Here is a 22,275-nt window from a genome sequence, read left to right as displayed (position 1 = left end):
GTTGGTCTTAACATTATTTTTCTCATAATTGTTAACGGCGGCAACTGCCTGTTATATGGATAATATCTTGCTCGGTATCTTGGCGACCAAAAGCATAAGGCAATTCACATTGCTCACCGCTGTTTTCACCCCAGCGGACATAAAGTGAACCCTTATTATCTTTTACACGTGCATAGATCTGGTTGCCTTGACCTACCATACCGACAATTTCATCTTCGCTGTTATACACATCTGCACCCAGAGGTAATCCTTCGTCATTAGCGGTTTGGGTTTGAATTAATACCGCATAACCCGTCAATGTTTCGAATTTTACTTTTACTGCGGCCCCTGCATATGGCACAACGCGGCCTTGATTTTCTTTTAGCTCAGTGTTGCGATTAATACCTTTGGTATCTAAAGCGATTGTATTGTAATTATACGGCGTTAACGCTGGGACCAGAGCAAAACCGTTATTATCAATTCTTGCCCCTTGCGCATTACGAACCGTCGCCCCTTGGGCACCATCAGCTTCAATTAAGCCAAAGGTTTCACCCAGATAAGGCCCAAGTGTCACACCCTTGCTATGTATTACTGCCGCGCCACGAGCCCCTGCACCATATTGGGTGTAATTACTGCCACGTGAATAACTGCCATTAACTGTCGCATTAGGGAATTGTTGTTGCACATTGGCCCCCCAACTTGTCGAGCTGCTGCTGATATTACTGTCGTCGTAGCCTGCATTGACGGAATAGTTAAAACTATTGCGTTCGCCAGCAGCCCCCGATAATGACGTCTGGTAGTTATTACCACTTTTCGGATTACGATTGGCGGACATAGATAAATATTGATTTCGATTACCTATATTTAGCGGAATAGACACCGTTAACGTCGCAATATTTTCAGTATTGCCGTAGCGCGTTGTTGTTGTGTTCTCATTGGTGTCATCATTCTCCCAATCAAACATTGTTGAGGTATACACACTGCGCTGACGACTGATGGCCACGTTGTAACTGATATCCCGATAACTATTTGAATAACCTAACTGTAATTGGGTGTCTCTCTGCGTATCGTTATAATAATCACTGGTCGAGGCAGAGGCGAACAGTTGACCAAATCGCCCCAAGTTCTGGTTGATTGTGGTGGTAAATTGGCTGCGTTGTTTATAGGTAGATGAGTCCCATGTCCCGCCATTTTTTTGCACGGAACGAACACCGAACACATCGTTTAAATCACGATACCCTTTGGTTGAATAGCGATATCCCGCCAATGAGAATGTCGTCCCCGTTTCACTGAATGTCTGGCTATACGTTGCCTGCATCCGCCAGCCATCCTGAGTCTGATCATCTTCAACTTTGGCGTGAGAGTATGTGGTATTAAGGCCAAAGGCCCCAATTGGCGTACCGAGTACCCCACCGGCCAGGACGGCAGTGTAATCTTTTGCTAAACGTAGGCCACTGTTGGCTGTTAGCTGGTTAGTCAGGCCGCGCTCATAGGTAAAGTCGGTGAAATAGTTATCGATATCGCTGAAGTCGCGGGACTCGCCAACAACGGCACTATAACGGCTCACTCCCGGGCGCATTGAATCAGGTACTGCGCTGAATGGCACAGTAAATGTCGAGCGGCTACCATTGGCCTCTATTACCTCAACATTGAGATCACCCTGGCTGGTGGTGCTATACAAATCATTAATAACAAAGGGGCCGGGAGCGACGTTAGTTTCATAAATTTCACGCCCATTCTGGCGAATAATCACCCGCGCATTGGTACTGGCAACACCACGGACTTCAGGAGCAAAGCCGCGCATTGACTCAGGCCACATGCGTTGGTCGGTCGCCATTTTCGCCCCACGGAAAGACATGGTGCCGAATAACGTACTGTCGGTAAATGTTTCACCCAGCGTTAACTGGCTATCCAGTTGTGGGATAGGGCGTTGCAGGTAGGTACGAATATTATTCCACTGAGTATCGCTGCCATTATTATTATCGGAATAACGCACGTTTGATTGTTGGCGTATTTGCCACAATCCTAAATTCAGGCCACTTTTTAAACCCAGAAATCCATAATCAGAAGTGCTATTTTGCAATTGGGATTTTGTGTCGCTGCGATAAAAGTTAGCGCTGTAATTAACGAATGCGAGTTTTTCGCCTTCTTCCCACTCGCTTCGCTCAATAAAACCGCGAGGCCGTTTTTGTAATAAGGCCTGTGGAATTGACAGCTCTAAACGTAATTTAGCCTGATCAAAATGGAAAGAGGCTCCCTTTATCCTTTCGGCGAGTGGTACGCATTGCTCTGTTGAGGAAGCCTCCGAATCTGAGGGAATGGATTCTACCTCAGCCGTAGGTGATTTTTGAGGCGCAATATTATCTTTATTGGTTAGCTCAATACCTGCCGCAGTTAAAAATTCATCACTCAGGCAGGGGTAAACTTCTGATGAGTCAGCATTCTTAACAAATTTAATTGTCGTACGCTTTAATGGTCTGTTATTCACTAAAACATCGACTGCATCGTAACTTCCGGCGGTGACAGAATTTTCTTTATTCAGTTGATCCAAACCTGATGCGAATTTTGTACCTAAAAAGAGAGACTCATCAAATTCAAGATTTTGTGATTCTTCTTGGGCCAATACTGCATCAACATGTAAGACTAAAGTCATACATAACGTTAATGCTTTCTTACGGCCAGAGAACGTCTTTTTTAGATTAACCTGAGTAACTCTCATAAATATTCCTTCGCCGGAAAGGTACTACTTAATTTTATAACTGCCGGTATCTTGCCCGCCGAAATCATTGACTATCAGGAAATTAACCGTGGCATTAGAAGGTGCAGATGAATTTGGGATAACCCATTGAGCTTGAGACATAGGTGGGATCATCTCTGATTTCATTTTCAGTTTTTTACCCCCACCAACAATTTCACCGCTGGCAATAGTGGCATAGAAGCCGGTTGGGTTTTTCCCCGTCACAACGACATCTTTACCTTGTTGACGAAGAGTAAAAGTCAGTGCGCTGGAGACCTTATCAACCTGGCCAACAATGCTGTCTGGTCGATAAAATACTTTAATGCGGTTACGCATCAACACTAACATTTTATTATTTTTTTCTGCTTTATTGACGGGAGGAACTTGTAAAAAGTTAAGGTAGAAAACGGATTCTCTGTCTGTCGGTAAGCCGCTGCCTGTATATTTCAGTCGTAATGTTTGACCGGCATGTGCTTCCATACGAAAGAACGGAGGTGTAACAATAAAAGGTGCCTTGCCCGTTTCTGGTGTTGACTTATCATCACCGCTGTCTAGCCAAACCTGAACAGCATTAGGAAAGTTATCATTATTAGTTAATTGCACACTGTGCTCTTTCTCGCCTGCCGAATATATAATGCGACTACCATTCATGACTACACTGGCGTTAGCAAAAGATATACCCATAAAAATTAATAAAGCGATAAACAGATAACGGTAGCTATGTGTATTAAGCGTCATGGGGATACCCTCTGAAAAAGACTGGGAAATAGTTATATTGGTGGCGGTATTTGGCACAGCAGAAAAGACGCTGCGCACATTCACCCGAATCACTTACTGCTAAGTGTTTCGGGATCTTTGTGCTTGCGACTTCCTGCAACGCCAATTTACTTTGAGGATATCCTATCCAGTAATACAGATATTACAGGTAAGAAACGGCATATTGTACGGATGCAATCACAGAACCAGGAGCTGCTTGACCAGTTGCATAATATTGAACGGCAAAATCATGTTCTGCTGAAGTCTCACCTGCTTTTAACACTATACCATCTTGTGCCAAACCACTATTTAGATCGATACCTGTTGTTGTGGTGGTGTCTTTCAACAATTGAAGCTCAACGTTTGATGCGGTACCTGTATTCTTTAAGTTACCTGAAGCTGAAACTTGGTTGCCGAGGAAAACAGTTTTGATATTAACGTCATCAACCCCAGGAGCACAACCTGTAACACCCAGTGTAAAGGCAGTTTTACCGGCAGTTTTACCAGATGTATCTAAATCGCTGCTTGATACTGTTGGCAACAATACCATTGGGTTTGCATCAGCCCCGTTGACAGTAACTGAACAGGTTTGTGCTGTGACTTCCCCTTGGAAAGTAATAGTATTATTACTGGCTGCCATAGCAACAGTTGCAGACGCAGAGAATAATGCAATAGCCAAAGTAATCTTATTCATTTAAAACTCCAGTACAGTAATTAGATATGAATCAAACCTTCACTCGGGTTTAAAATATGAGTGAGTATTTAATTTAATAATATGAAGTGGGTTAATGACTATATGTACGAATACTATTCGACTATACTCGCCAAGTTTCCACATGCTTTAATTTAAGTAATTTAGTGAGTGTTATTCTGTTCACGTCGATTACTTGATGAGGAGAATAATATAGAAAGTAATCAGGGCTGGACATAAGACAAACGAACCAATTTATGTGAGAAAGTTCCTACATGGGTTAAATTGCAAGTTAATTCAATATAACATTATGTATTTAAAGTGTTTTTTCCATTCGCCAAAAAATAATTAATAAGATCTTTCTTGTTGTTTTTGTCGTTAAATTCATTTTTTGGCTGTTTTTCCCACTAAGAATGACATTGTGGATGTAATTAAAATGCCTTTTTAAACGTTAAATTCGCACTTTACTGTCATGCTAGATACAGCTATCTAGGCTAATATGACTTCAGCATTGTTATTAAAAGTATTGTTATCACTGCTACATCAGTGGGGGATGGAGAGACGATAAGTATTATTTGCGCCACCGATAAAGTGGCGCGCGAGCAATTTAATTACGATATAACACTTTAATAATGTGATAACCGAATTGGGTTTTAACCGGGCCATAAGGTTGCAATAATTCGCAGCTAAATACCGCTTTATCAAATGCAGGAACCATATCCCCTTTATTAAACTCGCCCAAATCACCGCCGTTACGTTTTGACGGGCAGTTAGAGAATTTTTTCGCTAACTCCTGGAAGTTCGCACCATTATTCAACTGTGCCAGAATATCGTTTGCCTGCTTTTCATCATCAACCAGAATGTGCAGCGCGGAAGCTTTGTTTGCCATAGTAACAATCACCATCAATTTATAGGGTCTTGGACGAAGGTTATCTTCAATCGGGTTTTGAAGCGCGCCAGTGTAGCCTATTTTGACGGTGATGGGGTCTTTGTGGGCTGGGTTTTACAAATCAAAAACCTCAGGCGGTTTTTTTTCATCAACCACTTTCTGCTACAATCCTGTACCCCCGTAAACCCAAGAGCTTCTGAGTGCCATGCAATTAAATCCCAGCCAACAACAAGCTGTCGAATTCGTCACTGGACCCTGTCTGGTGTTGGCCGGTGCGGGATCGGGCAAAACTCGAGTCATTACAAACAAGATTGCCCATTTGATTCGCCAGTGTGGTTATCAGCCCAAACATATTGCTGCGGTGACCTTCACCAACAAAGCCGCACGTGAGATGAAAGAACGCGTGGCTCAAACGTTGGGGCGTAAAGAGGCGCGGGGATTGATGATTGCGACGTTCCATACGTTGGGGCTAGAAATTATCAAAAAAGAGTATGCCGCGCTGGGGATGAAATCGAACTTCTCGCTGTTCGATGCACAAGATCAGTTGGGGCTACTAAAAGACCTGACCCATAAGTGGTTGGAGGACGACAAAACATTGTTACAACAGTTGATATCTCAGATATCTAACTGGAAAAACGATTTGCTCTCGCCAATGGCTGCGGCGGCACGGGCACGATCTGAGCGCGATAAGCTATTTGTCCATTGCTATGGCTTATATGACGCCCATTTGAAAGCCTGCAACGTGCTGGACTTTGATGACTTGATCTCTTTACCGACGTTGTTGCTGCAAAATAATTTGGAAGTGCGCGAGCGTTGGCAAAACCGTCTGCGTTATCTGTTAGTCGATGAATACCAAGACACTAACACTAGCCAATATCAGATGGTTAAATTATTGGTGGGTAGCCGGGCACGTTTTACTGTGGTGGGTGATGATGATCAATCTATCTATTCATGGCGCGGTGCACGACCACAGAATTTAGTCTTGTTGAATGAAGATTTCCCACAGCTGCAGGTGATCAAACTGGAGCAGAATTACCGTTCTTCTGGCCGAATTCTAAAAGCGGCGAATATCTTGATTGCCAACAACCCCCATGTTTTTGAAAAACGACTGTTTTCTGAGCTGGGATATGGTGATGAGCTGAAAGTCATTACTGCCAACAATGAAGATCATGAGGCTGAGAGGGTGGTTGGCGAGCTTATTGCTCATCACTTTGTCAAAAAGACGCAGTACAGCGATTATGCCATTTTGTATCGCGGCAATCACCAGTCACGGCTGTTTGAAAAGCTGCTGATGCAGAACCGTATCCCCTATCGTATTTCAGGGGGGGATTCGTTTTTCTCTCGCCCAGAGATCAAGGATTTACTGGCTTATCTACGGGTATTGACCAATCAGGATGATGACAGTGCATTTTTGCGTATTGTGAATACGCCAAAACGTGAAATAGGTTCAGCGACCATTCAAAAGTTGGGTGAATGGGCTAATTTGCGTAATAAGAGATTGTTCCGTGCCAGTTTTGATATAGGGCTTGGCGAGCACTTAAAGGGCCGAGGTCTGGAGTCATTACAGCGTTTCACGCATTGGATCGACGGTATTATCCGGCTGGTGGATCGCGAACCCGTGGCAGCAGTGCGGGATTTAATCCACGGCATCGATTATGAGAGTTGGCTCTTTGAAACCTCTCCCAGCCCAAAAGCGGCTGAAATGAGGATGAAAAACGTCAATTTATTATTCAGTTGGATGACCGAAATGTTGGAAGGCTCAGAACTGAATGAGCCGATGACACTGACCCAAGTTGTCACGCGCTTTACCCTGCGCGACATGATGGAACGTGGAGAGAGTGACGAGGAGTTGGATCAAGTACAACTGATGACGTTACATGCTTCAAAAGGGTTGGAATTCCCTTATGTATTTTTGGTCGGTATGGAAGAAGGGTTGTTACCACACCAAAGTAGCATTGATGAAGATAATGTGGATGAAGAACGGCGGTTGGCCTATGTGGGCATCACCCGTGCGCAGCGCGAGCTGTTTTTCACCTTATGCAAAGAGCGGCGTCAGTATGGTGAATTGATTCGGCCGGAACCCAGCCGTTTCTTGATGGAATTACCGCAGGACGATTTGAAATGGGAAAATGAACGTAAAGTGGTTAGCCCACAAGAGCGGATGCAAAAAGGGCAGAGCCATTTGGCTAATATTCGTGCCCAGCTAGAGAAAGCCAAAAAATCGTAGTAGGGAGTAGATACAAAGAACAGCAATGGGCGGTTTTTTATCATGGATAAATAACCGCCCATTTTTTATCTATTTACATGCAATGTGCATTACGGCGTGACAGGCTTGCCATCCACTGTGACATTTTTTATATCACGGAAGTGCCACGGTGTATCACCGCGCAATTCAGTAAAGGTGACTTTATTAAATTCGCTGTCACGTAAATCACTGATGGCGGTCGGTGTGACATTGTTAAATTGCACATTATTAACGTGTACCAAGCGATGCCAAGCTTGATTAGCACTATCCCCTTTGATTTCAATGGATGCATTTTTGCCGGTAGTATTATCCACCGTCACATTTTTTACTGTGAAATCATAGAACTGAGCAGGTATCTTGGCCGGTGGATAATCAATATTGGCATTGCTATCAGCATAATCCAATGTCATAACCATCACCTGTTTAGCTAAGTCGCGCATCGCATTATTTCGAAACGTTACATTACGTGCTCCGCCACCAATGGTACTGGTGCTCTTGGCGCGTAAGCCGATATCCGTCAGGAACATAACGTTATTTTCAGCCAAAATATCCTCAATCCAAGCACCGGTATGACTGCCCGTGACGATGGCACCATGCCCCATTCGGAAATAGTTATTAAATAGCCATGCACCTTTCATTGGTTCTTGTTGCTGTGCCTTTTCCCCTGTACCAGCCGCAAAGTTGATGCAATCATCGCCAGTATCAAAGAAGTTGTTAAACACCATGACATTCTGGCTATTACCAAACTCGATGCCGTCGCCGTTATTTGCATCATATGTTTGGTGAATTAATCCGTTAGCAACAACATTATGGTTTTCCAAATTCATGATGCCGTGGAATGCCGGGTTACGAACCGTAAAGCCCGCCAGATACACATTCTCTACCCCACGCAATGTCATCAGGCTAGAGCGGCGCTGACCATAGGCATTTTTTAAATCCATACCTTCAGAAACAGCCTTCTCAACCTGATTTTTGGCCAGAATGCCATCTTCATGCACTTTACTGTTCTTACTCGCCACATATTGCGGTAATGGGTGGCCTAGCTCATCAGTAATCTCAGCGGTTTTCGCTCTTAACCAACCATTGCCATCAATTACCCCTGAACCGGTAATCCGAATATTACGGAATGTACCGGGCTTACTGTTATTGGGATCGATGGCATTGATCAGTGAAGCAGGGCGTTCAATGGTGGAATAAGGATACAGGCGGTAACCTGCTGGATAATCTTCGGGATTCTCCGAGCCGAGTAATGTTGCGCCTGCGAGGAGGTTGAGGGTCATATCACTCTTCAGCCACAATGCGCCGCTTTTGTAGGTACCCGCAGGGATATCAACGCGACAGCCTGGCTTGCAGCTATCAATTGCCTGTTGTATCGCTTTGGTATTCAACGTCTTACCATCATCTACTGCGCCGAAATCGCGTACATTCACAATCTGGGGTTTGGCCGTGGTTTTTGCCGTAATGGGGGAACTTGCCGCAGATAAGGAGCCATCGGCGTATTGTGCTTTCACCGTAAATTGATAGCGGGTTTCAGGTTTCAGCCCCGTTACCGTAAAGTTTTGCATCACGATTTTATGCTGGAAATTATCTTTGTCATTGGTATAGAAGTGATCAATATAGGGCTTGGCCGGTGAGAATTTATCATTGTTATCGCTGGCTTTACCTAGCAATTTCCCGGCAGAGTAAATCTGATAATCGACAATTTTGCGAGTATCTTCCGGTGCTTTCCACACCAGAACAATGCTGCTTTCGTCATAAGCAAGGGTAGGAACCTGTAACTGCTGCGGGGCGTCATGATGACTTGATTTGGCTGCCATTGCCATAGGGGCGCCGACCATCAGACTGGAGATAATCACCAGTGTACCAATGGCATGAGGGCGTTGAAGCTGTGCTCGCATTTTTGTTCCTCATTAATGAGATTAAGCATTTTGGCTTGCAATTAGGATGCAGCGTTCTTCCCTAGAGGTGGCGAATGAAACATTGAATACAATAAAGAAACGCTGTTTTATAAAAATACACACATTGTTTCTATTTTAAGCTGGCGACGATCACATTCTGATAGTTTTGCTTTATTTTGTAAGGGGTAACAGGTAAGAGATGCACGTTTGGGAGGTAAAATAGTGGGAAAGTAGGGCGACCAACGGCCACCCCACAGAATGGAAACTTAATTGAGTTCTTCTAACAATAGGGGCCATTGAACATAGCTCTGCCAATGACTTTCTTGTTCTAATGCTTCTGCTCGGTAAGGATGTTGTTGCAGCCAGCCCTGAGGCAGCAGTACATAAAGTGCCTCGCCATTAGCGCGCAATCTAACGGCTGGTAAGGTGTCATCCCGCCGACGGCTGGAGAAAATAATCGCCAGACGCAGCAAGCGGCACAGATGTTGTGCCATATCTACCGGCAATGCATTTTGCTGATTGAGCAGTGACAAATCGAGGGTATCACACTGGTTTTGTAGCAAAGCAGAAAGCAGAAGTTTTTGAGCAGGGGTAAAACCGGGTAAATCCAGATTGCGAATCAGGTAAGCAGCATGTTGGGGAGCGCGTTTAAAATCGACGCTTAGACCAATTTCATGAATCAAACAGGCATTTTGCAATAACTCACGACATCGGCCATCAAGATGCCACTCTTTTTCTACCTGAATTAAAAAACTATCAGCCAGTTTGCTGACACGCTTGGCTTGCTCGGTATCAAGGAAATAGCGGCGTTGCAAATTTCGCACCGTTCGGCTGCGAATATCCTGCTCTACCGGCAAATGAAGCATACCGTAGACTAAACCTTCACGCAGTGCACCGCCAGCCAGTGTCATGCTCTCAATCGCCAGTTCTTGGAATATCGCGATTAAAATAGATAACCCGCTAGGAAAAACCAGCGCTCGCTCCAGTGTTAAACCGGGGATTTCCAGCTCTTCTAGCTTGCCGCACTGAATGGCTCGTTGCTTAAGTTGTTGCAATTTGGCTAAGGTGATCAGTTCATCCATCCCCTGCGCAACCATGATCTCTTGCAATGCTTGAACGGTACCAGAAGCGCCGACACAAATTTGCCAACCATGATGACGAAAACGTTCGGCGATGGGTTTGAGCATCTCGCGAGCAGCCAGTTCAGCGCGTTCAAAATTATCTTTAGCCAGATTGCGGTCACTAAAGTAACGCTCTAGCCAAGTAACACAACCCATTGATAAACTAACCAGAATATTGGCCTGAGCGCCACTGCCTGTTACCAGCTCGGTGCTGCCACCGCCAATATCCACCACCAGACGCTGCTCCGGCCCACCGGTGGTATGTGCCACACCGTGATAAATCAGGCGGGCTTCTTCTTCCCCACTGATGACCTGAATGGGACAACCGAGGATCTCTGTCGCAGTTTGCAAAAACTCTTCCGCATTTGAGGCCAAGCGCAGAGTCGCTGTCGCCACCACGCGGATCTGATCCAGAGGAATGTCCTGCAAACGCTCTGAAAATAACTTCAGACATTGCCAGCCACGTTCCATGGCTTCTTGCGATAGGTGATTTTGCGTATCCAAGCCCGCGGCCAGACGGACTTTCCGTTTGATTCTAGCCAGAGTTTGGATACTGCCTGCCACCTCACGTACCACCAACATATGAAAACTGTTGGAGCCAAGATCGATGGCAGCATAAAGTGAGGTGGAACTTAGCATCATTTATCAGCTCGGTCGCTTACGGTTATTCCGCGGTACACCACTATTACGGCGTGGGGCAGAGTTACGGCGTGGGCCATTCCCTGTACGGGTACGGGCCAGACGTTTTGGCGCCGGCAAATCGGTTAATAGCGCATCGCTATTATATTTGCTTACCGGAATGCTATGACCGGTATAGGTCTCAATAGCCGGTAAGTTTAATGCGTACTCTTCACATGCCAAGCTAATGGAATGACCACTTTCGCCAGCACGACCGGTACGGCCAATGCGGTGAACATAGTCTTCACAGTCATCTGGTAAGTCATAGTTGAAGACATGGGTGACCAGTGGAATATGCAGACCGCGGGCAGCAACATCGGTTGCAACCAGAATATCCAAATCACCTTTGGTAAAATCTTCCAGAATTCGCAGGCGTTTTTTCTGTGCCACATCACCAGTCAATAGACCGACACGATGACCGTCAGCCGCTAAATGGCCCCAGATTTCTTCACAACGATGCTTGGTATTAGCAAAAATAATACAGCGGTCTGGCCATTCTTCTTCAATCAACGTCTGAAGCAGACGCATTTTTTCTTCATTTGAAGGGTAGAACAGCTCTTCTTTGATGCGGTGACCGGTTTTTTGTAACGGTTCCACTTCAATATATTCTGCATTATTCATCTGTTCAAAGGCCAATTCACGTACCCGATACGAGAGAGTGGCAGAGAACAACATGTTTAAACGCTTATCAACAGAAGGCATACGGCGGAATAGCCAGCGGATATCTTTGATAAAGCCCAGATCGTACATCCGATCCGCTTCATCCAATACCACCACCTGAATGGCGCCAAGGTTAATGTAATTTTGTTTTGCGTAGTCGATTAAACGGCCAGTGGTGCCGATCAGAATATCAACGCCACTCTCCAGCACTTTAAGCTGTTTGTCGTAGCCGTCACCACCATAAGCCAAGCCTAATTTCAGCCCGGTCATCTGGGAAAGTGATTCTGCATCGGAGTGAATTTGCACTGCTAATTCACGCGTTGGTGCCATAATCAATGCGCGTGGTTGATTAGTCTGGCGACCCTCTTCTGCCGGGTGAGAAAGCAAATAATGGAAAGTAGACGCTAAGAATGCCAGCGTCTTGCCGGTTCCTGTTTGCGCCTGACCCGCTACATCACGCCCGGATAGGGTGAGTGGCAATGCTAACGCCTGAATCGGCGTACAATATTGAAATCCTTTGTTTTCAAGGGCTTCAATAACTAGCGGGTGCAGGGCGAAGTCGGAAAACTTCTGTTCGGTCAAGTGTGTTTTGCTCATAGTGTGGTAGAATATCAGCTAACTATTGCTTTACGAAAGCGTATCCGGTGAAATAAAGTCATCCTATTGTTGGTTAATGCTACACCAACGAGGTAGACACAATCCTTTGGAGTAGAACATGAGCGATAAAATTATTCACCTGAGTGACGACAGCTTCGACACTGACGTGCTGAAAGCCAGCGGCCTGGTTCTGGTCGATTTCTGGGCAGAATGGTGTGGTCCGTGCAAGATGATTGCTCCGATTTTGGATGAAATTGCTGAAGAGTATGAAGGTAGACTGACCGTCACTAAATTGAATATTGATGACAATCAGGGTACGGCACCAAAATATGGTATCCGTGGCATTCCTACGCTGTTGCTGTTCCGCGACGGTGAAGTTGTCGCCACCAAGGTGGGCGCCTTGTCTAAAGGTCAGCTTAAAGCCTTCTTGGATGCAAATCTGTAAGCGGCGTTAAATCGCCAGCACCCAATGCCATTGATGTTGCAGCAAGGTCGCACACAAGCAAGTTCCAATGCGTTGACTCAGGTCACGGATTGCCGCAAGTGAGTGTCGCTAACACCGCTGTGGCTTCAAGGCTGTAGGGTGTGTTTAGCGGCAGTTGTGATTTCTCACACTGACCGCTAGACGCCTGCAAAGAAGCGTGTTAAGTTTACCTCACTGCGTATAGAACATTCCTGTGTATTGAGTCCGGGTTTGTAGCATCTAGCTTATTCTTTAGTATCTAAGAAATAGTCTGTAGCATCTAAATAGTTTGAATCTAAAGTTTTACTCTATGTCGAAATAATTTGTGTTGAGAATATGTATGAACTCAATCAGTTTTTGACAGTCTAGTGGTTTTACAAAATCAGTCTAAGGCACCTTCAATCTTTATACCGTTGTGTCGCGCAAATCTTGCGTAAGTCATTACTTGCGTAGTTTGTCCCAAGGCCGGTGATTGAATGTCCCGTTAAACAGGCACGGATGACGCTGCCATACCATTCACGACCATAGTTCGAGACATACCCCGAGTTTAAGAACCCACCATTATGAATCTTACCGAATTAAAGAACACGCCGGTTTCTGATCTGATAACACTTGGCGAAAATATGGGGCTGGAAAACCTGGCCCGGATGCGTAAACAAGATATTATTTTCTCTATTCTTAAGCAGCATGCGAAAAGTGGAGAAGATATCTTCGGTGATGGCGTGTTGGAGATATTGCAGGATGGATTTGGTTTCCTCCGTTCAGCAGACAGCTCCTACCTCGCCGGTCCCGACGACATCTATGTATCCCCAAGCCAAATTCGCCGTTTCAACCTCCGCACTGGTGATACCGTTGCCGGTAAGATTCGTCCACCGAAAGAAGGTGAGCGTTATTTTGCACTGTTGAAAGTTAACGAAGTTAACTATGACAAACCGGAAAACGCCCGTAACAAAATCCTGTTCGAAAACTTAACTCCATTACATGCCAATTCTCGTCTGCGCATGGAACGAGGGAATGGTTCGACTGAAGATTTAACTGCTCGTGTACTGGATTTGGCATCACCAATTGGTCGCGGCCAACGTGGTCTGATTGTGGCTCCGCCAAAGGCGGGTAAAACCATGCTGTTGCAAAACATTGCAACCAGCATTGCTTATAACCACCCTGATTGCGTCTTAATGGTATTGCTGATTGACGAGCGTCCGGAAGAAGTGACCGAGATGCAACGTTTGGTGAAAGGTGAAGTTATTGCTTCTACTTTTGACGAGCCAGCGTCTCGCCACGTGCAAGTGGCTGAAATGGTTATCGAGAAAGCGAAACGTCTGGTTGAGCATAAAAAAGACGTTATCATTTTACTGGACTCGATTACTCGTTTAGCCCGTGCCTACAACACCGTGGTTCCTGCTTCAGGCAAAGTGCTGACCGGTGGTGTGGATGCAAATGCCTTGCATCGCCCTAAACGTTTCTTTGGTGCCGCACGTAATGTTGAAGAGGGCGGTAGCCTGACCATCATTGCTACTGCGTTGGTTGATACCGGTTCTAAAATGGATGAAGTTATCTATGAAGAATTTAAAGGTACCGGCAACATGGAACTGCATTTATCGCGCAAAATTGCCGAGAAACGTGTGTTCCCAGCGATTGACTTCAACCGTTCAGGTACTCGTAAAGAAGAGCTGTTGACGACCACTGAAGAGCTGCAAAAAATGTGGATCTTACGTCGCATCCTTCATCCAATGGGTGAGATCGATGCCATGGAGTTCCTCATCAGCAAATTGGCAACAGCAAAAACTAACGATCAGTTCTTTGATAACATGAGACGTTCGTAAGTTTCGCCTGTTCTATCAAAACGCCACGCTCAGTCGTGGCGTTTTTTGCATTTGGAATATAGGATAGCCGGGATTGTTATCCATGATGTGGATGAATCAATTGAACCTGTCTCTATTTTTGCTCTTAATTGTCATTATTGGCGAGAAAATACCAAAAATAGAGTTGGGAATAACAAGCAAGGCTGTCATCATATTCAGAAATAACTGAAAGCATGGGGCTGGCATGGTATACGCCAAGCCACATGTTAAGCTGTCGTATCTTTTTGCAGAGAGCGGTTAAACGTGAACTTACTCACTATGAGTACTGAAATATTTGTTATTTTCCTGTTTTCTCTGGCATTTTTATTTGTTGCTCGCAAAGTTGCCAAGAAAATTGGATTAGTTGATAAGCCCAATTATCGTAAGCGCCACCAAGGGTTGATCCCATTAGTGGGCGGAATATCTGTGTTTGCAGGTATTTGCTTTACCTTCCTGATTACTAACCAGCAGATCCCCCATTTCCGCTTATATCTCGGTTGCGCCGGTTTATTGGTGTTTGTTGGTGCTTTAGATGACCGATTCGATATTAGTGTGAAAATCCGCGCCTTTGTTCAGGCGTTGGTTGGTATTGCTATGATGGTTTTCGCCGGGCTTTATTTGCGCAGCCTGGGGCATGCTTTTGGCCCATGGGAAATGGTGTTAGGGCCGTTTGGTTATGTTGTGACACTGTTTGCAGTATGGGCGGCGATAAATGCGTTCAATATGGTGGATGGCATTGATGGTTTGCTGGGCGGTCTATCCTGTGTCTCTTTTGGCGCAATGGGGATTCTGCTGTATCAAAGTGGGCAGATGGCATTAGCACTGTGGTGTTTTGCAATGATCGCGGCCATTCTGCCTTATATCTTGCTCAACCTTGGATTATTAGGCCGTCGCTATAAAGTTTTTATGGGTGATGCTGGCAGTACTCTGATTGGTTTCACTGCAATTTGGATGCTGTTACAAAGTACGCAAGGTAACGCACACCCGATTAATCCTGTCACCGCATTATGGATTATTGCCATTCCATTGATGGATATGATTGCCATCATGTATCGGCGCTTACGCAAAGGCATGAGTCCGTTCTCCCCAGACCGTCAACATATCCATCACTTAATTATGCGTGCCGGTTTTACTTCTCGGCAGGCTTTTGTCTTAATCACATTGGCTGCGGCACTGTTAGCTGCGGTGGGTGTTATCGGAGAACGGCTAACATTTGTACCTGAATGGGTCATGTTGGCATTATTCTTGCTTGCATTTCTGTTATATGGCTACTGCATTAAACGGGCATGGCGAGTGGCGCGTTTTATCAAGCGCATCAAGCGTCGTATGCGCCGTGCATCGCAAAATAAGCATGAATCTTAACCAGAGGCTTTTAGGCAGTGATGAAACCAGAATCTATGTCGACTGATAAAACAGGATCTACCAATAATGAGCTTGCTGTGGATAACGAGTTAGACATCCGCAGCCTGTGCCGCACTCTTTGGCGCGGTAAAGTGTGGATTATCGGTATGGCAATTCTCTTTGCTGCAATAGCGCTGGGTGTCTCCTATATGGTGAAACAGCAGTGGAGTGCGACGGCAATTACTGACCGGCCAACAGTCAATAATCTGGGCGGTTACTATTCCCAGCAGCAATTTTTACGCAATCTGGATACTCGCATCAACAGTGGTGTTGCCAGTGAGCAGCCGGGCATCTCTGACGAAGCATACGGTGAGTTTATTACTCAGTTGGCAGCTTACGATACCCGTCGTGATTTCTGGCTGCAAAGTGATTACTACAAGCAGCGCCTGGAAGGTGATGCCAAAGCGGATGCCGCATTGTTGGATGAGTTAGTCAATAATATTGTTTTCACCCCACGTGATGACAAAAAAATACTGAATGACAGTATTAAATTGACGGCTGAAACCGCCAGCGATTCCAATAAATTACTGCGTAGTTACATTGATTTTGCCAGCCAACGTGCGGCCAGCCATTTAAATGATGAAATTCAGGGCGCTTGGGCGGCTCGAACTCAATCAATGAAAGCACAAGTTCAACGGCAAGAAGCCGTGGCTCAAGCGGTGTTCGACCGTGAAGTTGCTGCGGTCAAGCAAGCATTAAAAGTTGCAGACCAGCAAGGGATTAATCGTAATCAAACAGATACCCCAGCGGAGCAATTACCGGACTCCAAGATGTTTATGCTAGGCAAGCCAATGCTCGAGGCTCGTTTGGAAACCTTGCAAGCTACCGGCCCAAGTTTTGATATTGATTACGATCAGAATCGTGCAATGCTGGCAACATTAAATGTTGGGCCAACACTGGATAAAACATTCCAGGCATACCGTTACTTACGTACCCCTGAAGATCCGGTAACCCGTGATAGCCCACGTCGTGTATTCCTACTGATAATGTGGGGTGCCATCGGTGCATTGGTTGGCGCGGGTGTGGTATTGGTTCGCCGTACCAGTACGCAAGCATAAGTCTTTGCTGTAGAAGAGTATAAATCGTTAATGGGTGCATTGTGCACCCAACTTGCAGGCGCTGTCTGCGGCTAACTGACCTTAAAGAGATTCACTGTGAAAGTGTTGACTGTTTTTGGCACCCGGCCTGAAGCCATTAAAATGGCTCCTCTGGTGCATGCCTTGGCTCAGGATGAAGCCTTTGAATCAAGAGTTTGTGTCACTGCCCAACATCGTGAGATGTTGGATCAAGTGTTACGTTTATTTGAGATTCAACCGGATTATGATTTGAATATCATGAAACCGGGTCAGGGATTAACGGAAATAACCTGCCGAATTCTGGAGGGGTTAAAACCCGTGCTGGCGGAGTTTAAGCCAGACGTTATCCTCGTGCATGGTGACACCACGACAACCCTGTCGACCAGCCTTGCTGCATTTTATCATCGTATCCCTGTTGGCCATGTCGAAGCTGGCTTACGTACCGGGAACCTCTATTCTCCATGGCCGGAAGAAGCCAACCGTCAATTGACGGGTCATCTTGCCATGTATCATTTTGCGCCGACGGAAAACTCCCGACAGAATCTGTTACGTGAAATGGTGCCAGAAAATCGTATTTTTGTGACGGGCAATACCGTGATTGATGCGCTGTTCTGGGTTCGGGATCGGGTGATGAATAATCCAGAGCTGCGAGCCAGTTTGGCTGATCGCTATCCATTCCTTGATGCCAATAAGAAGATGATTTTGGTCACAGGCCACCGTCGTGAGAGTTTTGGTGGCGGGTTTGAGCGTATCTGTAGTGCATTGGCTGAAATCGCCCGTAAACACCCTGATGTTCAGGTTGTCTACCCCGTACATCTCAATCCAAATGTCAGTGAGCCGGTTAACCGTATCTTGAAAGGGATTGATAATATTATTCTGATCGACCCGCAAGATTATCTGCCATTTGTTTATTTGATGAACCACGCGTATCTCATTTTGACAGATTCCGGTGGTATTCAGGAAGAAGCGCCTTCATTAGGTAAGCCAGTACTGGTGATGCGCGATACAACAGAGCGTCCAGAAGCTGTCGATTCCGGTACTGTTTTGTTGGTAGGCACTAATATTAATAAGATTGTCGATGCAGTGACCCGCTTACTGACTGATGAAACTGCCTATCATCAAATGACACGGGCACATAATCCTTACGGTGACGGGCACGCCTGTCAACGCATCCTTGAAGCTTTAAAGAATCATCAGGTGACGCTATGAGTTTTGAAACTATTTCTGTTATCGGTCTTGGGTATATTGGTCTGCCAACTGCTGCTGCTTTCGCGTCGCGCAAGAAGAAAGTGATTGGTGTTGATGTTAACGCCCATGCCGTTGAAACTATTAATCGCGGTGCTATCCATATCGTGGAGCCGGATTTAGATAAAGTGGTAAAAATTGCTGTCGAAGGGGGTTACCTGCAGGCAGTAACCAAACCACTGCCAGCAGATGCGTTTCTCATTGCCGTGCCGACACCGTTTAAAGGCGATCATGAACCCGATATGGTTTTTGTCGAATCAGCCGCTAAATCTATTGCCCCTGTACTGAAAAAAGGCGATTTGGTGATTCTGGAGTCTACATCTCCAGTGGGTGCCACTGAACAAATGGCACAATGGTTAGCAGAAGCTCGCCCTGATTTAAGTTTCCCGCAACAAGCAGGTGAAGAGGCAGATATTAATATCGCTTATTGCCCTGAGCGTGTGTTGCCGGGGCAGGTGATGGTCGAACTGATTCAAAATGACCGTGTTATCGGTGGTATGACGCCAAAATGTTCTGCCCGCGCCAGTGAGCTGTATAAAATTTTCCTAGAAGGTGAGTGTGTGGTGACGAACTCCCGCACCGCTGAAATGTGCAAGCTGACTGAAAACAGCTTCCGTGACGTGAATATTGCCTTTGCCAATGAGCTGTCACTGATTTGTGCTGAGCAGGGGATCAATGTATGGGAGCTGATTCGTCTGGCGAATCGTCACCCACGTGTGAATATCTTGCAGCCAGGCCCGGGTGTTGGCGGCCATTGTATTGCTGTAGACCCTTGGTTTATCGTTTCTCAAAATCCACAACTGGCCCGTCTGATTCATACCGCACGGTTGGTGAATGATGGCAAACCACTGTGGGTTGTTGACCGGGTGAAAGCGGCTGTGGCGGATTGTCTAGCGGCGACTGATAAACGGGCCTCTGAAGTGAAAATTGCCTGTTTCGGCCTAGCATTTAAGCCAAATATCGATGACCTGCGTGAAAGCCCAGCAGTTGAAATTGCTCATTTGATCGCCCAATGGCACGTTGGTGAAACATTGGTGGTTGAGCCTAATGTTGAGCAGTTGCCGAAGTCTCTGGCGGGTCACGTTACCTTGAAAGATACCGCGACGGCCTTACAGCAAGCCGATGTGCTGGTGATGTTAGTGGATCACAGCCAATTTAAGGCGATTAAACCTGAAGATGTGAAGCAATCATGGATTGTGGACACTAAAGGAGTATGGCGTTGAGACGTATTCTAGTCACCGGTGGGGCCGGCTTTATCGGCTCCGCAGTGGTAAGACATATTATCAATGGCACCTCAGATAGCGTGGTGGTGGTTGATAAACTCACCTACGCGGGCAATTTGGAATCACTGGCGGTGGTTGCTGACAGTGAGCGTTACGCTTTTGAGCAGGTTGATATTTGCGATCGCGCTGAGCTGGATCGGGTTTTTGCACAATACCAACCGGATGTTGTGATGCATCTGGCGGCAGAAAGCCATGTTGACCGCTCTATTGATGGCCCGGCTGCCTTTATCGAAACTAACGTCATGGGTACTTACCAGATGTTGGAAGCGGCGCGCCATTACTGGCAGCCACTCGGTGCTGAGGAAAAACTGGCGTTTCGCTTTCACCATATCTCAACGGATGAGGTCTATGGTGATCTGCATGGTACAGATGATCTCTTTACTGAAACTACGCCTTATGCGCCCAGTAGCCCTTATTCAGCGTCCAAAGCCTCCAGTGACCATTTAGTGCGCGCTTGGCTGCGAACCTATGGCTTACCCACGTTAGTGACGAATTGCTCAAATAACTACGGACCGTACCATTTCCCTGAGAAATTGATACCGCTGGTTATTTTGAATGCGTTGGCAGGCAAACCACTGCCAGTCTATGGCAATGGCGCTCAGGTTCGCGATTGGTTGTATGTTGAAGACCATGCCAGAGCTTTGTATCAGGTGGTTACCGAAGGTGTGGTAGGCGAAACGTACAATATCGGCGGTCATAATGAGCGCAAGAATATTGAAGTGGTTGAAACTATTTGCAGCTTATTAGATGAACTGGTTCCTGAAAAACCAACGGGAATTGCTCACTATCGTGACTTGATTACTTATGTCAAAGACCGGCCCGGCCACGATATGCGCTATGCCATTGATGCCAGCAAAATTGAGCGGGAGCTGGGTTGGAAGCCACAGGAAACGTTCGAAAGCGGCATTCGCAAAACCGTATTATGGTATTTGCATAACGAATCTTGGTGGCGTCGTGTTCAGGATGGCTCTTACGCCGGTGAACGTTTGGGTTTAAGTGACTGATTTAGTAGTCTCTTGCCTATTGTAGGGCACCCCGCCATAGGCTAAAAAATCGATTCATCATCAGGACGGCGCTATTGATTGATATTAATGGCGTCTTGCTTGATGGTTTCAGGAGTAAGTATGAAAGGCATAATTCTGGCTGGTGGCTCCGGCACAAGGTTGCACCCCATCACCCGTGGTGTCTCTAAGCAACTGCTTCCCGTTTATGATAAACCGATGATTTATTATCCGCTGTCCGTGCTGATGCTGGCAGGGATCCGCGATATCCTGATTATCTCTACCCCAGAAGATTTGCCGTCATTCCAGCGTCTGTTGGGCAATGGTGATGAGTTTGGTATCAAGCTGAGTTATGCCGCGCAGCCCAGTCCGGATGGGCTGGCACAAGCATTTATCATCGGTGAAGAGTTTATTGGTCATGAGCCTTGTTGCTTGGTGCTTGGCGATAACATTTACTTCGGTCAGGGCTTTAGTCCGAAACTGAAAGCCGTTGCTGCGCGTCAGAAGGGGGCAACTGTCTTTGGCTATCAAGTCATGGATCCAGAGCGCTTTGGCGTGGTGGAGTTTGATGACAACTTCCGCGCGTTATCTATTGAAGAGAAACCAAGTCAGCCTAAGTCTAATTGGGCAGTGACTGGGCTTTATTTCTATGACAATCAAGTTGTTGATTTTGCTAAGAAAGTTAAGCCATCTTCTCGTGGTGAACTGGAAATTACCAGTATTAACCAGATGTATTTAGAGCGCGGTGAGCTAACCGTTGAATTGTTAGGCCGCGGTTTTGCTTGGTTGGATACCGGCACTCATGACAGCTTGATTGAAGCCAGTACTTTTGTACAAACCGTTGAAAAACGGCAAGGTTTCAAAATTGCTTGTCTGGAAGAGATCTCATGGCGTAATGGCTGGCTGGATGACGATGGCGTAAAACGTGCGGCCACTGCGTTGGCTAAAACCGGTTATGGCAAATATCTATTGGACTTGCTCCATGCCCGTCCACGCCAGTATTGAGCCACTGGACTGGGAAAGTGAATTTTTCCAGCGACCAAGCGCAAAACTAATTTTCTCCGACTCAGCCCCGCAAGTTAATCCGGCTGAGTTGGATGCTTTTACCCTTGTCCAAGCCAAAGTCCCTACCCATCGTCTTGATCTTATTGATTCCCTTGGACTGCTTGGTTTTAAGCTCGTCGAAGGGGAGATTGATCTGGCGCTGTCAGTAGACGACGCGGTTGGCATGGAAAATGCTTCAGTTAGGGCCGATGTTGGAACTTATCAACAGCGGGTCGCTGCCATAGCAGATATCCCACTGTTACGCAGTGTTGCTGCTAATGCCTTTGCATTGAGCCGCTTTCGTGCCCCATGGTATGACCCACAAGACAGTGGGCGATTTTATGCTTTATGGGCTGAAAAAGCGGTGCTGGGCACATTCGACCATCAATGTCTGTTGGTGATGGATTCGTCGGGGCAACCTGCGGGGTTTGTCACACTCCGTGATTTGCACGAGGGTAGCGCGCGCATTGGCTTGTTGGCTGTATTCCCTAATGCACAGGGTAAAGGCATCGGTTTATCATTAATGTCGGCGGCAAAGCAGTGGTGCCAGAGTCATGGATTACACCGGTTACGGGTGGCCACACAAATGAGCAATATTGCTGCTTTACGTCTTTATATTCGCAGTGGTGCTTCGATTGAAAGCACCGCGTATTGGTTATGCAGGGGATGA

17 protein-coding genes are annotated in these 22,275 nt (G+C 46.2%); 10 read left to right on the top strand and 7 right to left on the bottom strand.

Annotated elements, in window-relative coordinates; all coding sequences use genetic code 11:
- Positions 1–31: 31 nt before the first annotated feature.
- The 4 genes from ACIOG0_RS20955 to ppiC form a co-directional block, all read right to left on the bottom strand.
- Entirely contained in the window at positions 32–2,698 is a 2,667-nt protein-coding gene (locus ACIOG0_RS20955) for a fimbria/pilus outer membrane usher protein (RefSeq protein ID WP_050140302.1), read from the bottom strand.
- 24 nt (positions 2,699–2,722) lie between these two features.
- Positions 2,723–3,454 carry a molecular chaperone gene (locus tag ACIOG0_RS20950; RefSeq protein ID WP_050100932.1) on the bottom strand — a complete coding sequence of 244 codons (732 nt, stop codon included), beginning with the start codon at positions 3,452–3,454 and terminating at the stop codon, positions 2,723–2,725.
- A 181-nt stretch (positions 3,455–3,635) separates the two neighbouring features.
- Complete coding sequence (locus ACIOG0_RS20945; RefSeq protein ID WP_050100933.1) at positions 3,636–4,166, bottom strand: fimbrial protein; 531 nt, start codon at positions 4,164–4,166, stop codon at positions 3,636–3,638.
- Between the two features lie 604 nt (positions 4,167–4,770).
- The gene (ppiC, locus tag ACIOG0_RS20940; protein WP_004704164.1) at positions 4,771–5,052 is read right to left on the bottom strand and encodes a peptidylprolyl isomerase PpiC; all 282 of its coding nucleotides are present in this window, start codon (positions 5,050–5,052) and stop codon (positions 4,771–4,773) included.
- Positions 5,053–5,257: 205 nt separating this feature from the next.
- On the opposite strand from ppiC, the gene rep reads away from it, so the two are divergent.
- On the top strand, positions 5,258–7,279 hold the full coding sequence (rep, locus tag ACIOG0_RS20935) for a DNA helicase Rep (RefSeq protein ID WP_128451665.1): 2,022 nt from the start codon (positions 5,258–5,260) through the stop codon (positions 7,277–7,279).
- Positions 7,280–7,368: 89 nt separating this feature from the next.
- Here the strand turns inward: rep and ACIOG0_RS20930 are convergent, their stop codons facing one another.
- The 3 genes from ACIOG0_RS20930 to rhlB form a co-directional block, all read right to left on the bottom strand.
- On the bottom strand, positions 7,369–9,195 hold the full coding sequence (locus tag ACIOG0_RS20930) for a glycosyl hydrolase family 28 protein (protein WP_128451664.1): 1,827 nt from the start codon (positions 9,193–9,195) through the stop codon (positions 7,369–7,371).
- 266 nt (positions 9,196–9,461) lie between these two features.
- Positions 9,462–10,955, bottom strand: coding sequence for an exopolyphosphatase (gene ppx, locus ACIOG0_RS20925; RefSeq protein ID WP_050140312.1), 1,494 nt, complete (start codon positions 10,953–10,955; stop codon positions 9,462–9,464).
- 6 nt (positions 10,956–10,961) lie between these two features.
- Positions 10,962–12,251, bottom strand: coding sequence for an ATP-dependent RNA helicase RhlB (gene rhlB / locus ACIOG0_RS20920; RefSeq protein WP_128451663.1), 1,290 nt, complete (start codon positions 12,249–12,251; stop codon positions 10,962–10,964).
- 118 nt (positions 12,252–12,369) lie between these two features.
- Here rhlB and trxA point away from each other — a divergent pair, with 118 nt between their 5' ends.
- The 9 genes from trxA (at position 12,370) to rffC (ending at position 22,275) form a co-directional block, all read left to right on the top strand.
- Complete coding sequence (gene trxA / locus ACIOG0_RS20915; protein ID WP_050100937.1) at positions 12,370–12,696, top strand: thioredoxin TrxA; 327 nt, start codon at positions 12,370–12,372, stop codon at positions 12,694–12,696.
- A gap of 581 nt (positions 12,697–13,277) precedes the next feature.
- Complete coding sequence (gene rho, locus ACIOG0_RS20910) at positions 13,278–14,537, top strand: transcription termination factor Rho (RefSeq protein WP_004704159.1); 1,260 nt, start codon at positions 13,278–13,280, stop codon at positions 14,535–14,537.
- 282 nt (positions 14,538–14,819) lie between these two features.
- Entirely contained in the window at positions 14,820–15,917 is a 1,098-nt protein-coding gene (wecA, locus tag ACIOG0_RS20905; RefSeq protein ID WP_072086707.1) for a UDP-N-acetylglucosamine--undecaprenyl-phosphate N-acetylglucosaminephosphotransferase, read from the top strand.
- A 20-nt stretch (positions 15,918–15,937) separates the two neighbouring features.
- Positions 15,938–17,014 carry an ECA polysaccharide chain length modulation protein gene (wzzE, locus tag ACIOG0_RS20900; RefSeq protein WP_050100939.1) on the top strand — a complete coding sequence of 359 codons (1,077 nt, stop codon included), beginning with the start codon at positions 15,938–15,940 and terminating at the stop codon, positions 17,012–17,014.
- 96 nt (positions 17,015–17,110) lie between these two features.
- A complete protein-coding gene (wecB, locus tag ACIOG0_RS20895; protein ID WP_050100940.1) occupies positions 17,111–18,241 on the top strand; it encodes a non-hydrolyzing UDP-N-acetylglucosamine 2-epimerase in 1,131 nt (376 codons plus the stop codon).
- Positions 18,238–19,500, top strand: a complete 1,263-nt coding sequence (gene wecC / locus ACIOG0_RS20890; RefSeq protein ID WP_050100941.1) for a UDP-N-acetyl-D-mannosamine dehydrogenase — start codon at positions 18,238–18,240, stop codon at positions 19,498–19,500. The genes wecB and wecC overlap by 4 nt, the downstream gene beginning before the upstream one ends.
- Positions 19,491–20,564, top strand: a complete 1,074-nt coding sequence (gene rffG / locus ACIOG0_RS20885; protein WP_174846863.1) for a dTDP-glucose 4,6-dehydratase — start codon at positions 19,491–19,493, stop codon at positions 20,562–20,564. The genes wecC and rffG overlap by 10 nt, the downstream gene beginning before the upstream one ends.
- 120 nt (positions 20,565–20,684) lie before the next feature.
- On the top strand, positions 20,685–21,566 hold the full coding sequence (gene rfbA, locus ACIOG0_RS20880) for a glucose-1-phosphate thymidylyltransferase RfbA (protein WP_128451660.1): 882 nt from the start codon (positions 20,685–20,687) through the stop codon (positions 21,564–21,566).
- Positions 21,544–22,275: a dTDP-4-amino-4,6-dideoxy-D-galactose acyltransferase gene (gene rffC, locus ACIOG0_RS20875; RefSeq protein WP_128451675.1), complete on the top strand. Its 732-nt coding sequence runs from the start codon at positions 21,544–21,546 to the stop codon at positions 22,273–22,275. The genes rfbA and rffC overlap by 23 nt, the downstream gene beginning before the upstream one ends.

Origin of the sequence: Yersinia vastinensis (assembly GCF_044905075.1) — a bacterium.
GTDB classification, from domain to species: Bacteria; Pseudomonadota; Gammaproteobacteria; order Enterobacterales; family Enterobacteriaceae; genus Yersinia; species Yersinia vastinensis.
This window is presented reverse-complemented; position numbering and strand designations above follow the sequence as displayed.

Bases quoted from the DNA above. Each gene is read 5' to 3' on its own strand.
- ACIOG0_RS20955 (WP_050140302.1), bottom strand. From the start codon at position 2,698: ATGAGAGTTACTCAGGTTAATCTAAAAAAGACGTTCTCTGGCCGTAAG.
- wecC (WP_050100941.1), top strand. From the start codon at position 18,238: ATGAGTTTTGAAACTATTTCTGTTATCGGTCTTGGGTATATTGGTCTG.
- rfbA (WP_128451660.1), top strand. From the start codon at position 20,685: ATGAAAGGCATAATTCTGGCTGGTGGCTCCGGCACAAGGTTGCACCCC.
- trxA (WP_050100937.1), top strand. From the start codon at position 12,370: ATGAGCGATAAAATTATTCACCTGAGTGACGACAGCTTCGACACTGAC.
- rhlB (WP_128451663.1), bottom strand. From the start codon at position 12,251: ATGAGCAAAACACACTTGACCGAACAGAAGTTTTCCGACTTCGCCCTG.
- rffG (WP_174846863.1), top strand. From the start codon at position 19,491: ATGGCGTTGAGACGTATTCTAGTCACCGGTGGGGCCGGCTTTATCGGC.
- rep (WP_128451665.1), top strand. From the start codon at position 5,258: ATGCAATTAAATCCCAGCCAACAACAAGCTGTCGAATTCGTCACTGGA.
- ACIOG0_RS20945 (WP_050100933.1), bottom strand. From the start codon at position 4,166: ATGAATAAGATTACTTTGGCTATTGCATTATTCTCTGCGTCTGCAACT.
- rho (WP_004704159.1), top strand. From the start codon at position 13,278: ATGAATCTTACCGAATTAAAGAACACGCCGGTTTCTGATCTGATAACA.
- ppx (WP_050140312.1), bottom strand. From the start codon at position 10,955: ATGCTAAGTTCCACCTCACTTTATGCTGCCATCGATCTTGGCTCCAAC.
- ppiC (WP_004704164.1), bottom strand. From the start codon at position 5,052: ATGGCAAACAAAGCTTCCGCGCTGCACATTCTGGTTGATGATGAAAAG.
- rffC (WP_128451675.1), top strand. From the start codon at position 21,544: ATGCCCGTCCACGCCAGTATTGAGCCACTGGACTGGGAAAGTGAATTT.
- ACIOG0_RS20950 (WP_050100932.1), bottom strand. From the start codon at position 3,454: ATGACGCTTAATACACATAGCTACCGTTATCTGTTTATCGCTTTATTA.
- ACIOG0_RS20930 (WP_128451664.1), bottom strand. From the start codon at position 9,195: ATGCGAGCACAGCTTCAACGCCCTCATGCCATTGGTACACTGGTGATT.
- wzzE (WP_050100939.1), top strand. From the start codon at position 15,938: ATGAAACCAGAATCTATGTCGACTGATAAAACAGGATCTACCAATAAT.